Annotated in this window: 14 protein-coding genes, 1 pseudogene and 2 riboswitches; of the genes and pseudogenes, 1 reads left to right on the top strand and 14 read right to left on the bottom strand. The window is 33.9% G+C overall.

Going from position 1 to position 14,412, the window contains the following annotated elements:
- Positions 1-109: 109 nt before the first annotated feature.
- From JOC75_RS04620 to JOC75_RS04560, 13 genes are all read right to left on the bottom strand, one after another.
- Complete coding sequence (locus tag JOC75_RS04620) at positions 110-538, bottom strand: bifunctional adenosylcobinamide kinase/adenosylcobinamide-phosphate guanylyltransferase (protein WP_204952911.1); 429 nt, start codon at positions 536-538, stop codon at positions 110-112.
- Positions 490-1,116 (bottom strand): histidine phosphatase family protein, encoded by a 627-nt coding sequence (locus tag JOC75_RS04615; RefSeq protein ID WP_204952910.1) that lies wholly within the window; start codon positions 1,114-1,116, stop codon positions 490-492. Before JOC75_RS04615 ends, JOC75_RS04620 begins: the two co-directional genes overlap by 49 nt.
- On the bottom strand, positions 1,068-1,841 hold the full coding sequence (cobS, locus tag JOC75_RS04610; RefSeq protein WP_204952909.1) for an adenosylcobinamide-GDP ribazoletransferase: 774 nt from the start codon (positions 1,839-1,841) through the stop codon (positions 1,068-1,070). The genes JOC75_RS04615 and cobS overlap by 49 nt, the downstream gene beginning before the upstream one ends.
- Positions 1,838-2,392 (bottom strand): bifunctional adenosylcobinamide kinase/adenosylcobinamide-phosphate guanylyltransferase, encoded by a 555-nt coding sequence (locus JOC75_RS04605; protein WP_204952908.1) that lies wholly within the window; start codon positions 2,390-2,392, stop codon positions 1,838-1,840. Before JOC75_RS04605 ends, cobS begins: the two co-directional genes overlap by 4 nt.
- Positions 2,389-3,468 (bottom strand): threonine-phosphate decarboxylase CobD, encoded by a 1,080-nt coding sequence (gene cobD / locus JOC75_RS04600; protein ID WP_204952907.1) that lies wholly within the window; start codon positions 3,466-3,468, stop codon positions 2,389-2,391. Before cobD ends, JOC75_RS04605 begins: the two co-directional genes overlap by 4 nt.
- A gap of 57 nt (positions 3,469-3,525) precedes the next feature.
- A complete protein-coding gene (gene cbiB, locus JOC75_RS04595) occupies positions 3,526-4,479 on the bottom strand; it encodes an adenosylcobinamide-phosphate synthase CbiB (RefSeq protein ID WP_204952906.1) in 954 nt (317 codons plus the stop codon).
- The gene (locus JOC75_RS04590) at positions 4,479-5,936 is read right to left on the bottom strand and encodes an adenosylcobinamide amidohydrolase (RefSeq protein ID WP_204952905.1); all 1,458 of its coding nucleotides are present in this window, start codon (positions 5,934-5,936) and stop codon (positions 4,479-4,481) included. Before JOC75_RS04590 ends, cbiB begins: the two co-directional genes overlap by 1 nt.
- A gap of 6 nt (positions 5,937-5,942) precedes the next feature.
- Positions 5,943-7,007, bottom strand: a complete 1,065-nt coding sequence (locus JOC75_RS04585; RefSeq protein WP_239589281.1) for a FecCD family ABC transporter permease — start codon at positions 7,005-7,007, stop codon at positions 5,943-5,945.
- Positions 6,970-7,914 carry an ABC transporter substrate-binding protein gene (locus JOC75_RS04580; RefSeq protein ID WP_204953509.1) on the bottom strand — a complete coding sequence of 315 codons (945 nt, stop codon included), beginning with the start codon at positions 7,912-7,914 and terminating at the stop codon, positions 6,970-6,972. The genes JOC75_RS04585 and JOC75_RS04580 overlap by 38 nt, the downstream gene beginning before the upstream one ends.
- A 248-nt stretch (positions 7,915-8,162) precedes the next feature.
- A riboswitch (cobalamin riboswitch) is annotated at positions 8,163-8,346 on the bottom strand.
- A gap of 177 nt (positions 8,347-8,523) precedes the next feature.
- Positions 8,524-9,585, bottom strand: coding sequence for a nicotinate-nucleotide--dimethylbenzimidazole phosphoribosyltransferase (cobT, locus tag JOC75_RS04575; RefSeq protein WP_204952903.1), 1,062 nt, complete (start codon positions 9,583-9,585; stop codon positions 8,524-8,526).
- A 20-nt stretch (positions 9,586-9,605) separates the two neighbouring features.
- Positions 9,606-10,148, bottom strand: a complete 543-nt coding sequence (locus JOC75_RS04570) for a cob(I)yrinic acid a,c-diamide adenosyltransferase (RefSeq protein WP_204952902.1) — start codon at positions 10,146-10,148, stop codon at positions 9,606-9,608.
- Between the two features lie 294 nt (positions 10,149-10,442).
- Positions 10,443-10,631, bottom strand: a riboswitch (cobalamin riboswitch).
- 67 nt (positions 10,632-10,698) lie between these two features.
- Positions 10,699-11,202, bottom strand: coding sequence for a site-2 protease family protein (locus JOC75_RS04565; RefSeq protein ID WP_204952901.1), 504 nt, complete (start codon positions 11,200-11,202; stop codon positions 10,699-10,701).
- Positions 11,203-11,545: 343 nt separating this feature from the next.
- The gene (locus JOC75_RS04560) at positions 11,546-12,520 is read right to left on the bottom strand and encodes an aldo/keto reductase family protein (RefSeq protein WP_204952900.1); all 975 of its coding nucleotides are present in this window, start codon (positions 12,518-12,520) and stop codon (positions 11,546-11,548) included.
- A 247-nt stretch (positions 12,521-12,767) separates the two neighbouring features.
- On the opposite strand from JOC75_RS04560, the pseudogene JOC75_RS04555 reads away from it, so the two are divergent.
- A pseudogene (locus JOC75_RS04555) lies at positions 12,768-13,811 on the top strand (GGDEF domain-containing protein); the annotation flags it as partial.
- Positions 13,812-13,940: 129 nt separating this feature from the next.
- Here the strand turns inward: JOC75_RS04555 and JOC75_RS04545 are convergent.
- The gene (locus JOC75_RS04545) at positions 13,941-14,387 is read right to left on the bottom strand and encodes a hypothetical protein (protein WP_204952897.1); all 447 of its coding nucleotides are present in this window, start codon (positions 14,385-14,387) and stop codon (positions 13,941-13,943) included.
- Between the last annotated feature and the right edge of the window lie 25 nt (positions 14,388-14,412).

The raw sequence follows: 14,412 nt of genomic DNA, 5'->3' as shown, positions 1-14,412 counted from the left end.
ATCGAGTAGATGATGTAAATATAACAGCAATTAGTTAATTGAATTTGCTGAAAATTATCTCTACATGCAAAATTTCGCTATTGATATGATGTTATATTAAAATATCTATTCACTTGATTTTTTGAGATAGTCCATGCCAGCAATAATAAACTTCTTCTGCCTTATTTGCAGCATATTGTAAGATCCACCCACATACATCACGTATATTTCTATTTTTTTCTAGCATCGGGACAATTCCTCTTCCCATTTCTAACATAATAAAATAAAAGGAAAATTGTGATGATTTTTCGGCTTCACATAGCTTCTCAATTTCATCTATAAAAAAGCTTCTAACTTCGTCAATTGTTTTTCCAAGGATTAATTGTTCTTCAACCCATTTCTCCCATCCTTCCATAACGACAATAGAACTTGTTTGGCAGGACTTTTGCCACGTGTCAAATGGATCTTCATTGTAGGCACTATGCCATATTAAGTTTTCACCACTATTTTTCACTGTTTTTCTTTTTCCTGAATAGGCACCACCGACCACGAGTTGCATATCCATTCCCCCTTACTTCTTTTTAATGATAGCTTATAGCCACTTCCGTGAGGTACTGGCATGTCCCATAGACTTTTTGAAATATGAAACTTTAATAAACAAGCACGTATTGTCCCTCCATGTGTGACAATTAACATGCTTTTGTTTTCAAGGTCATGTAGGGACAGAAGATCCTCGAAAAATACATCAACTCGTGCTTGTAATTGAGTTAGCTTCTCGCCGTTTGGAGGGGTGATGCTTTGCATGTCATCAAGCCATACACGGTAATGATCATCATTTTTTAATTCGTTATATGTTTTACCTTCCCAGTCACCAAAATTCAATTCTCTTAATCTATTATCTACACAAATAGGTTGATTCTTTATTAGGTGTTGAGTTGTTTGAACACAACGTTTAAGGTCACTTGTGTAGCAATAGTGGAATTTTATTGGTGCTAATGCCTTTTTTAAGGCAGTAAATTGATCTTCATGATTATGTAATAAAGGTTCATTCGTATGTCCTAAGTATTTCTTTTCTAAATTGTACTGTGTTACACCATGACGAATGAAATATAAATCCAAACAATTGCTAGTCCCCATAGCTCTCCTCCCTCTATAGAAGCACCAACTAAATCACCATTAATTCCATGAAAGGTCCTTTTTATCCATATTCGTCCTATCAGAAAAAGGAAGAAATAAGCTGTTAAAAGAAGCACCAAGATCGGAGCAAAAAACAATATGATAATGATTGGTAAACAAGCAAAAATTATCTCTTTAACAGTAAGGTATTTCTTCCATTCAAATGCAAGTCCTTCTCTTTTCATCACTGGTACATCATATAAAAGGAAAAGCGCAAGTAAACGACTAGATGCAGGAATTGATAATAAAATAAAAGAGAGCTGATAAAATTCTAGTGTTTCAGATGTAAGCAAACCATATATAAACAAAGTTTTCCAGCCTAAATGAAAGATAACCACAAGAACTGAAAAGCTGCCAACATGAGGATCTTTCATAATGACCCGTTGCTTCTCAAGAGAACCATTTGAGCCTAAAGCATCAGCTACATCCATTAATCCATCAAGATGTAAACCACCTGTTAAAAATACCCATAATGATAATAAGGCAAAAGCAGTCATCCAAAGAGGTAACAGCGGATAAGCAAAATAGAGAAAGGAAATTAGTAATCCACCAATGACAAACCCAACAAGCGCAAATGAAGTAAGTGCCCCTCTAATTGTACTTTTCTCCCAAGGAAGAGCAAGCGGAATGGGTATTCTCGTTAAAAATTGTAGAGCTAGTAGAAAACCTTTGAAAAAGGAAATCACTCTCTTTCCCCCTTCCACTGAATCGGTATGCCTGCAACAACCTGATAAGCAGCATCACTTTCACTGATCAGAAAGTGATGTACATTTTCTAATGCGTACATATATTGATGTGTAAAATAATCTTTGTGAAGCATTCCTTCATTTAAATCATTTGATACGATAAAAAGCTGCAGCTGTTTACGTATGCTAATATCAATCCAATTCGTCACTTCTTCTAATAATTGAGGTAAGTCTGCTTGTTTTTTGTACATCATATTATTTAACCAAATTGTTAAACAATCGATTAATAGTACATCATGATTATGTAGATTTTCTAGCTGAGATGATATGTTTATTGGTACTTCAAGCGTATACCAAGTGCCTGACCGTTCATTAATATGCCGGTTAATACGTTCATTCATTTCTCCATCAGAACGCTCAGCTGTTGCCACATAATATAGCTTGCTATTACCTAGCTTGTTCTCGTTATTTTGTTGATATGCTTCGGTAGCAAGCTTTTCTGCAAACGAGCTTTTACCAGATCTTGCTCCACCTGATATAAATGTAATCATTGTTGCTCCCTCCACAAACGTAACACCTTAAGTAAATAGTTGTTTTCCTCTTCATTTCGAACAGCAAGTCTTAAATAACGACCTTCTAGATTCTTAAATGTTTGAGTATGACGAGGGATGAGGTGGTGAGCTAGTAAAAAGCGAAATAATTCTTCCGTGTTGTTATGATCATCTTGAAGTAAATAGAAATTGACAACTGTTGGAGAAACATAGAATCCAAGGCTAGTCAGTTCTGCTTTCAAAAAAGTTAATTGTTTTTGAAGCCAGATTTTTGTCTGTTCGATAAACATTTCATCCTCGAATAAACTAGGCAATAAATTAGTAACAACTCCATTAATACTCCAAGGAATTTGTTTTGATCGCAAACTAGTAATTTTCTGTTCATCAGCGATAATGTATCCAAGCCTTAACCCAGGTATTGAGAAGATTTTTGTTAAAGAGCGTAGCAATATTAAATTGCTGTAGGTTGATAGTAAAGAAGTTAAATCTTCATACTCACTTGGAGCAAAATGAATAAAAGCTTCATCAACTATAATTTTTGTTCCACACTTTGAAGCATTTTCGATGATTATTTTCATCTCATTTATTGATGCTATCGTCCCAGTTGGGTTATTTGGTCGACATATAAAAACAACATCTACTTCATGAAGCTTTGCTACGATTGTTTCAAGTGGTAATGTGAAAGAATTGTCAACAGAAAGGGAAAGTGTTGAAACATCAATGTTATAAACCTCACAAGCTCGTTTATATTCAGAAAAAGTTGGTTCGATTATTAAGGCCTTTTGTCCTAAAAAAAGATGAGCAATAAGAAAGATAGCTTCGGCTCCTCCATTTGTAAGAAGAAGATGATTTTTGGGTATATTCTCATGTTTAGAAACTAGCTTTGTTGCTTCACGATAATCAGGATCAGGGTAGTTTTGGATTAGCTCAAGTGATTGCAAATAATGCTGTTTCACTTTTTCTGGCGGTCCTAAAGGATTAAGATTTGCACTAAAATCATAGATTTTATCGTTTTGATTTATACCAGTTAATTCATATATTTTAGAGGGTTGACCACCGTGTGCTGGCCACTTCATATACATCAAGCCTTTCTAGATTTAGTTTAAGGCAAACATGGTGAAATTAGTCCTGACTTAAATCAGGGTAAGACAAACGAGAATGAGCACAAACACAATCCAAGCTCCATGCATAAATAAAACCGTACTCCTTATATCCCATACATGTAGCTTTCGATAAAAATGCCCCATCTCGGCTCGATAGGAAACAATTCCTTCATACTTGTTTTCTCCGCCTAAAACAACACCTAGTAAGCCTGCTGTCATTGCTTCAGGCCAGCCGCCGTTTGGACTAGGGTGTTTTTTCGCGTCACGAAATGTAACTTTTAGAGCATTCCAACGTTTTAATTTTGGGACAAATAATGAAAAGATCCACATAAATAAAGCAGTAAAACGTGCTGGTACATAGTTGGCTAGATCATCACATCGAGCAGATGCCCAACCGAAATCTATGAATTTTTCATTTCTGTAACCGACCATAGAATCTAGTGTATTGATTGCACGATAAGCCATCGCTAAAGGTGCACCGCCAAGTAGGGCCCAAAATAATGGAGAAATGACTCCATCAACTGTGTTTTCAGCAACAGTTTCTACAGTTCCACGGACAATTTCGGGTGGTGGTAAATCATGAGTATCACGTCCAACAATATACCCGAGCTTTTTTCTAGCTTTTATTAAATCATTGTTCTTTAAAGGCTTTAGAACATCTGTTGCTGCCTGCTGCAAGCCTTTTATCGCAACTGTTGAAGAAATAAAGTAAATCTCAAATAATAGTGATAGAATAGGATGAATTAGTGCTAGTAATTCTAAAACGAAATAAACAAAAAGATAGGTTCCACCAACAATACTAATCAGTAAGAACAAACCCTTAATTTTACGATTGGTACCCTTATTCCACACTCCTTCAAGAATGCTAATTCCTTTTCCTATGATAATAACAGGATGTGGAATCCATTTAGGATCACCAATTAAGAAATCTAGTAAAATAGCGAGTAAAATCAGATAAACATGAATATCAAATAAATCTATCATTATATTTTCTTCCGTTTTTCATAGTTTTTTATTGCCTCGATCAATCCATTGTAGACAACTTTTCCAATCGCTTTTCCAAGTGATGTTCCTGAGCCGGCATATGGTGTTAACTCACCATGTTGTGTTGATGCTATTAATGTTGAATCTGTTGATGTCCCTGTAGCAATTGTCTGTGTGTTGTGATCCTTTATATTTAAATCATAGAATGCTTTTGTTTTAGCTTCAGTTACAGATTGAATGCTATTAACTAGGGCTCCATCTGTTAAATGTGCATCAAGAAATACCATGATATTTACAGTTCCAATTTTATTGCTAGAATCTCTGTGATCATGTGTAATATCAACTGCATTTCCAACACCTGCAGTAATAATTGATAAAATTTCAACACCTTCAATATTCTCTCTAATTACACTTTTATCCTTTAAAATAACGGCTGTCATCATTCCGACAGTATCATAGCTAGAAATATTTGCTTGTTGTAGCCAATTTTGGATATCTTGCTTGGGGTTTGAACAATTATAATTGTAGGGAACATGAAAATTACAAAAATTTCTGCTCCAATAAAGCCCCTCACCTAATACAGCATTTGAGATAGTGCGTAAAGGCTTCGGAAAATAGATATGAATATAATTTTTTGTTGTGTTCATTGTGTGGTCAAGACTTGTATGTAATGGCTTCTGTTTCTTTGGTATTAAAGAAATTTGTGGTTTTGCTATCACAGGGTGGAAGCTTGTTTTAATGGCTACTTCGTATACTTCTTGTAATTTTTCTTCTTTTTGTAATAAAGATAAATCACCTGTTTCAACTAAATGTCCATGATGTAATAAACCTATTTTGTCTGAGAAAAGAGAAGCAATATTTAAATCATGTAAAATCGCAAGGATCGTTAAATCATGTTGCTTTTGATAATCCTTTAAATGCTGAAGCATCTCAAGGGTATGTCGCATATCTAAATGATTAGTCGGTTCATCTAATATCAAAATCTTAGGCTCTTGTGCTAATGCTTTTGCAAGCAACACTCGTTGCTTTTCACCACCACTTAACTGTTTAAATAGCTTTTTTCTATACTGATAAACATACGTTTTTTCCATAACATCTTTGACAATCTGTTTATCTTGATTTGAAATGGTTTTGAAAAATCCCTTTTGATGAGGATATCTACCTAGCATGACAATTTCTTCAACAGAAAAATCAAATTCTACAGAAGCTTCTTGAGATAAAACAGCCATCATTTCTGCTCTTTGTATAGAGGAGTACTGTTTCAAGGATTTGTCCAAAATCAAGATTGAGCCGGATTGTAGAGGCAAAACACCGGTAATTAATTTACTTAAGGTTGTTTTTCCGCTTCCATTTGGACCAATTAATGCATAAAAATGACCTTTTTCAATTGTAAAGCTGATATTTTTAACAATGCTTTTATTCAAATAGCCACCTGATACATTTTGAAGTGTGATCATAACTCTCTACCCCCTTCCTAGTCGCTCTCTAATAAGTAATAACGCAAAAACTGGAGCACCAATTAAAGCTGTAATAACACCTATAGGTAACTCGCTAGGTGCAATAATTGTACGAGCAAACAAATCTGCAAGAACGAGATATCCTCCTCCTATGAACAATGATAAAGGAAGAACATGTTTATGATTAGGTCCGATTAATAATCTTGTAAAATGAGGAATAACTAAGCCAACAAAACCAATAGAACCAGAAACTGATACAGCAGCTCCAGTTAATAAAGATGCGCCTACAATTATGATGATCTTACCTTTTTGCACATTAACACCTAAATGCTCTGCTGCTTCTTCTCCTAATGCAAAGGCATTTAACTCACGTGAACGGAAAAGTAAAAAGCATGTTCCAATTACAAAAAATGGGACGAGTAATTTTACATGACTCCATCCTCTCATTCCGATATTGCCCATTAACCAATATAAAATTGAACGTGCATCTTCTTGTGGACTTAACGAAATAATTAGAGAAACAATTGCACTTATAAATGAACTCACGATAATGCCTGCTAATATAATCGTTTCAATCGATAGTGTTTTGTTTGCTAAAGCGGTAACGCTAAATACAATAAACATAGCAATAAATCCTGATATTATAGACACGATTGGTAACGTATAAACACCTAAAAAGGAAATTGATAGTTGAAAATATAAAACAATAACTGCACCTAAAGAGGCACCAGATGATACACCAATTGTGAAAGGATCTGCAAGTGGATTACGTAACAGTCCTTGAAAAGCTGCTCCCGCTAATGCTAATGCTGCACCAACAAAGAAAGCTAATAATACTCGTGGAAAGCGAATTTCCCAAATAATGCGTTCTGCCACTTTTGGAATGTGTTCACCAAATAATGATGTACCGATTATTTTGTTTGATAGTATGTCCAAAATTACAGTTATTGGATAATGAACACTACTAATAAACAAACCAAGGAGTGCTGCCAAAATGACAAACACTCCTGTTAGTAAGTACATCCAAAGTAGTTTATTTTTCAAAAACATCTGGATATATGAGCTTCGCAAGAGTCTCAACTCCATCAATTAATCTAGGACCAGGTCTTGTAACAGTATCATTGTTCACATCAAATACCTGCTGCTTTTTTATTGCTGGAACCTCATCCCAACCAGAACGGCTTAATACAGCATCTGTTGGATTATCTACATAATAACCATACGTAGTAATAATAACATCTGGATTTAAAGTGACGATTTCTTCTTCTGTCATTTTCACCCAGCCTGTTTGATCGCCTGCTGTATTAATAGCATTTATCGACTCTAGCATTTCATGCATAAACGTGTTTTTACCTGTTGTAAAAATATCTGGGGAAGGCGAAACCTCTACCCATACTTTTTTCTTTTCTGTTACTGCTTTCGCTTTTTCTTTAATTACCTCAAGACTTTCCTTCATTTCACTAACAACCTGTTCCGCCTCATCTGATGCACCAGTTACTTCACCAATCAAAGTGATGGATTCATAAACTTGATCAAATGATTCAGCACTATTAATCACAACAACGTCTGTTCCAGCTTCTTTAAATTGTGTTAACACATCTGGATTGTTTTGATGTTGATATTCTGTAACCAATGCCAAATCTGGTTGTAATGCTAGTATTTTTTCAACATTTAACTGCTGATCACCGATTTTTTCAAGCTCGGCAGTTTCTTCCGGGTAATTACTATAATCATCAACCGCAACTAGTTTATCACCTTGTCCAATTGCATATGTAATTTCTGTATTACTTGGGATAACCGATACAATTGTTTTCGGTTCTGTTTCAATCGTTATTTCCTCACCAGTACCATCTGTTACTGTAATAGGAAAAGGAGCACTCTTTTCTGATGTGTTAGGATCCTCAGTATTTTCTTCTGCTGTTGTAGAATCTGTTTCTGATTGGCCAGAATCAGATCCACATCCGATTGTGAACATCATTAGAAGTACAAAGAATAAGCTAAGTAATGTCCACTTTTTTCTACTTGTTGTCAATGTGATCACTCCTTGTTATTTTTTTGCAACAAAAAACGCCTATTCCATAGGAAAAGGCGATAAATGCAGGAAAATTGTGATTTTTATTAGGCCTTGTTAGATCAAAAGGAAAAGGAATCCCTTTCTACCATTTTTGTTTACAAAAGCTTCTAATGAAAGCACCGCATTTTAAAGCCATTCTTTTCCTCGAAGAATACTTACTTATACAATAGGCAGGTCTCCTGGCTCATGCGTCATTATAAAATTTTCCCCTTCCCATACGAAATGTACAGTGGTTATTTGGAAAATTACTCAGCAATTACAGTGGCGGGACCGCGTTGGATTATAAACCAAACTTCCCTATTATCCTAAAGGTTAACGAAATTTTTTTCTTTGTATAATGAATGCTACCATTTTTGCGCTTAAAGATGGTTTTACTGCGGTTTAAAGTAACAACACTAGTAGAAAAGCTTCGTGAATTAGGACCTATTGTCGAAATATTTGTTTTTTGTGACAGTGACAATTATAAATGAAGTTATATAGTGTGTAAATAAAGAATAGTTTTAATTTTCTAGTTTAACTTTTTTCTGATACACCTGCTGATTCGAAGGTTGCCATCTCATTCATCATATTCGTTGCAGCTTCAATAAGTGGAAACGCAAGAGCCGCTCCAGTACCTTCCCCTAATCTTAAATCCAACTGTAATAATGGTTGTTTTTGTAAAAATGACAAAGCATGGACATGACCTTTTTCCTGTGATTGATGCCCAGCAATCAAGTAATTTCTTACTTTATCCTCCATTAGTACAGCTAACAATGCAGAAGCTGTACTTATAAAACCGTCGATAATAACAGGTACTTTTTGTTCTGCAGCTTTTAGAATAGCACCAGTCATACCAGCAATTTCTAGACCGCCTATTTTTGATAAGATATCAAAGGGATCATTTTGTTGAGGATTACGATCACGTAGTGCATTCGTAATAATGTTGATTTTGTTTTTCTTGATCTTCTCAGAAATACCAGTTCCATAGCCAACAGCATCTTCCACTGAACAATTAGTAATGAGAGCAGTGATCGCACTTGCTGATGTTGTATTTCCAATACCCATTTCACCAACAATAATCGTTTTTGCTCCTTCATTTATAAGCTTCATTGCTGTTTCCATTCCAACTTGTAATGCTTGATTAACTTCATCACTATTCATCGCATTTTCAAAGGCAAAATTTCTTGTTCCGTTCCTTACTTTCTTCGCCTCTAGTTGTTCATGCTGTAGTTCTTCTTCAACCCCTATATCAACAACTTTTAACACAGCCTCTATTTGTTTTGCAAAAGCATTGATTGCCGCTCCACCGTTTAAAAAATTATAAACCATTTGTGCTGTTACATCCTTTGGATAAGCAGAAACACCCATCTCTGTTACACCATGATCTGCTGCAAACACAGCAATTCCTGGTGGCGAGACTTCTGGAAAGGGATTATTTGTAATACCAGCTAGTTGGATTGCAAGCTCTTCAATTTTCCCTAAGCTTCCGATGGGCTTCGTTAAAGAATTAATATGTGCTTTCGCAGTATTCATTGACTCTTCGTTTATTTTTTCTATTCGTTGTAAGTTCTCCTTAACTGCTTTTGAAAAAGTCATCTATATAATCTCACTTTCTATTAAAATTCAATGCCCTTAACTGCAGGGATTCCTTCATCATAATAATGCTTTTCCACATTAACAACTGACACAAGATCTGCCAAGTCTTTAATTTCATCTTTAGCATGTCTTCCGGTAATGACTAAATTTACATGACTAGGTTTTGTGCGAATTAGTTCTTTCACTTCTTCTAATGGTAAAACATCATCGATTGGAAACGAATCAATTGCCAAGGCATTATTTAGTTCATCTAAAACAACCACATCATATTCCCCAGACATTACTGTTTCTTTCGCGATTTTCCACGCTGATTTTAGGGCTGTTCGGTGAATTTCAGGTGTTTTCGTCCAAGTAAAACCTTCTCCAAGCTGAATCATTTCAACTCCTAATTTTTCTAAAGAAATCTTCTCACCATATGTACGTTTATTTGATTTAATAAATTGTAAAACCTTTACTGAAAGTCCCTGACCTACAGCGCGAACTGTTAATCCTATTGATGCTGTTGTTTTTCCTTTTCCCTCTCCTGTATAAACAAGTGTTAACCCTTTTTGTTTTTCGGTCATATTGACTCTCTCCATTTCTTTTTACAACTAGGTCTTTCTGATAGTTTTTGCTATTTGAGAAAATTGCATGTTGAAATTAGTGTTTTGATTTGTATAAAAGTATTACCTTTAGATGAAACGATGCCACTAGACTGTTACGGCGCTATATTTATCAATTTTCAGAAAGAAATTATGAAAATATTCTACAACAACAAAAAACGCCTATCCATATGGAAAGACGGAAATTCAAAAGTGAAAGAGCTTTTTAGATAAATATATACTCTTATTCTTTCAAATCTCCTTTCCGCGAAGGATTTTTGATCACCCAAATAGGCAGGTCTCCTGGCTTACACTTCCATGCATAACATATCCTTCCCATAAGAAAACTTACAGTGGATTATTATCTGTTTGCTCAGTGTTTACAGTGGCGGGACCGCGTTGGATTTACACCAACTTCCCTATTATTCTTAAAAATTATTAAGAACCTACTTGTGTATAAATTGTAAAAATGCCTAATGATATTATATGTGAGATAGAAAACCTTGTAAATGGGTAACAAGTTAATGAAAGTTTATCTTTGACGCATTACCTTTATTATATTATAACCATCACTAGAGAGTCCGCTATATGAACCCAAAAAAGCTGGATATTTAAATGGAATAATTGTTATTAGAAATTGAACTAGTGCTGCATTCATTATAAATCTTACTAAATCGTTTAGGATCATTGGTACGTTACTATATGTAAGTAAAGTGAAACAAACAGTACTTAATAAGAAGGAAAATAATGGACCGGCAAGAAAGATCAAGATATACTTACTTTTACTCACCTTTTCTGTCGTAGCTTTAAAATTGAAAAAGCCTACCCATCCACTTAAAAGCTGTATGTTTATATGAATTTTTCCAAGTGTTATTCCCTTCCCATTAAATTTTGTCCCTAGTTTAATTTCAACCGGCACTTTTAACAAATGAGCTGCTACTATGGCATGACCAAGTTCATGCACAAAAGTTGTAAAAGGGAGAATAATAGAGATAAACAATACGAAAATTAATAATGATTCGACAAAGTTCCTCACCCTCCTTTATTTTCCTTGCTGCAGAATATAAATAACAGATAATATATTAATGTGTAATTGAAATATGATGAGAGGTTGATTTAGGATATATTAAACTACTGAAGCATGTCATAAGGAGATTGGACAGTAGAATTTAATCATATTTTTAATGTTCTTTTAGACACTGTTAAAATATGTATATATAAATAATAACATAAATGAATTAATTACATGATAGATATTATGGGTTAATACACAAAATGGCACATTCCTTTCTTTTAGGAATGTACCATTTTATTTTATTAAGCTATTACGGAATACACCATTTCTAATATTCTTATATAAAAATGCCTCTAAAATTAATTTATCTTAGCGGTGCAAATCCTTTTATTTCTTCAAGAATGTTATCAATTCTTTCTAGAGTGTCTTTCGTAAGTTCAACATCAACAGCTTTTACATTTTCCTCAATCTGCTGTGGCCTGCTTGCTCCTATTATTGCTGAACTAATTCCTTCATGACTTAAGATCCATGAAAGTGATAATTGACTTAGAGATAAATCCAATTCTTGTGCGAGTGTGTTCAATTTTTCAACACACTTCAATACATCATTGCGAAGATAGCTATTTATAACAAAATTAGTAGAATCATTTGCAGCACGACTATCACTAGGCTTCTCTGCATTTGGCTTATACTTACCTGTTAGAACACCTTGTGCTAATGGAGAAAACACAATTTGTCCCATTCCATTTTCGTTAGATACTGGTAATACATCTTTCTCAATATATCTTTCTAGCATATTATATATAGGCTGATTTGAAATAATTGGTCTTAAACGGTGATCTTTTCTTATGCCTACTGCTTTTTCTATTTGAGCTGCACTCCATTCACTTACTCCAGCATATAATATCTTTCCTTGTCTAACCAAATCATCTAATGCATAAAGTGTTTCTTCCATTGGGACCTCTGGATCAAAACGATGACATTGATATAAATCAATATAATCTAATCCTAACCGTTTTAAGCTAGCATCACACTGTTCGATAATATGCTTTCTGGACAAACCCCGCTCATTTGGATCTTGACCCATTGGGAAAAATAACTTAGTTGCCACAACATAACTGCTTCTTACATATCTTTGCAAGGCTTCTCCTAAAACGATCTCTGCTTTTCCCTCTTCATATGCATTTGCTGTATCAAAAAAATTAATTCCTAGTTCATATGCCTTATGTATACAATCATGTGCTGTCTGATCATTTACTGCCTTACCGTACGTTAACCAGCTTCCCAAACCAATTTCACTAACCTTGAGTCCGCTATTACCTAGTTTTCTGTATTTCATATTTATCATTCTCCTTAAAGGACGCAGTTTTTTTAAACCTAATACTGGATATACCGTGACATAAAAAGAAATCTTCTTGACCATTTATCATTTCAACATAAATCTGTATATTATCTATTTTATTTCAAATAAATAATAACTCAAGCAAAAGGTTCTCCTTTTGTTACAAAGGTAAAAAAATATTTTTTATCCGTTTTAAATTAGTTCCTGGTGTAGTTGTTTTAGTGTTTTTAATTAGGACTATATAATGATAAAATGTAGAAAAATGTCGTTTGATACTTCTGTTAAAACTAAGCTTAGTGGAAGGAACATAAGTATGAAAGTTAATATTGATACATTAGCCAATATAAAGAAAACAATTTACTTCTATTCAAGCATTTTCATTTTAATCTATATTATTGGTAATTTATTTTTACTAGAGAATTCAATAGTAACTGATACTTTATCGATTTTCTTGATTATTTACTTTATAGCTAGTTTGTTTTTACTAAAGCATGCTGTGTTTGTTCGCTTTCATGAAATAATGAATCTTGTCTTTATTAGCATTTATTTGTTTGAGGAATTTTTCGAGAATATATCTGTAGACTTTTTAAATAATAATAGTCAGTCTCTTGGTGATTTTATTATCTGGATGCCGATATATATCATTTATTTGTTTCTTGTTCTAGGAAAGAAGTTTGGATTAATAGTTTCTTCTTTCGTTTTAGTCGTTAATTTATTGATCGGTCTACCGTATTTCACAGATTTAACAGGACAACAGCTAGACTCTGTTATCCGCTATTATATTGCAAACTTAATTTATATTTTAGTTATTTATTCTTTTCAATATATCGTTTCAATCCATGCAGAGTATCAAGCATTGAAAAAAAATGCTTATTATGATGATTTAACAGAAATTCCAAATCGAAGGAAGAGTACAGCAGTTTTTAATGAAATGATTGAAGTAACTAATAAGAAAAATACTTCATTTTCTGTATTATTTATCGATATTGACCACTTTAAAGTGATAAACGACAACTTTGGACATGATGTTGGAGATATTATTTTAAAAGAGTTTGCTGCACTTATCGCACAAAAGCTTTCTAAAGAAGAGTTTTTAGGGAGATGGGTGGAGAAGAGTTTATTGTTATTACATCTCTCTCCATACAAGATACAGTTAATCATGCAGATAATATTCGTAGCTCTATAGAATTGAATAGGTTTACCGCTGTTAACAGTGTTACTGCTAGTGTGGGCGTAGCTAGTTATTGTAAGGGAGATACTATAGATTCGCTACTTAAGCGGGCTGATCTAGCTCTATATGAAGCAAAGAAGTTAGGCAGAAATTGTGTAATCAAAAATGAAGTTTTGCTTTAGCTATGAGTGTTTTAAAAGCCTGACAACCTATTTATCAAAAAAAGAGGGTATTCCCACCCTCTACTTATTTCATCCTCATAATTGATCTTAAAAGGGTCACTCCAGTTATCATCATAATAAAAGTAAAATAGTTAACAAAAAAAGTATTTGTATATTGATTTACCCATGGATATCGATAGATTTTTGAGGTTTCTATTTTCGGTGTGCCACCTAAAGTGTCAATCAGCTGTAGCACAAACGTATATTCTAAAAAGCAAAAAAGCAGCAGTAGAAATAATGATCCGAGAAAAATAACCTTCCATGATTTTGATGATAAATGTAAATTTCCAAGGGTTACCCAAAAGCTGTGTGCAAAAAATATAAAAATAATAAGTGCTGGAAACAAAAACAAAAGTCCTAAGTTACCGTTTCCTGAATAAACATTCGGATTGATTGTAAAAATATCAACCAAGTATATAAAAAAAATACATAGAATTAACAGCAGTACTGTTCTTCTTAGCCTACCCTTCAAGTTCAATCCTCCAGTTTATACCATT

Origin of the sequence: Metabacillus crassostreae (assembly GCF_016908395.1) — a bacterium.
GTDB classification, from domain to species: Bacteria; Bacillota; Bacilli; order Bacillales; family Bacillaceae; genus Metabacillus; species Metabacillus crassostreae.
The sequence above is the reverse complement of the archived record's forward strand: the minus strand, read 5'-3'. Positions and strand labels throughout refer to the sequence as shown.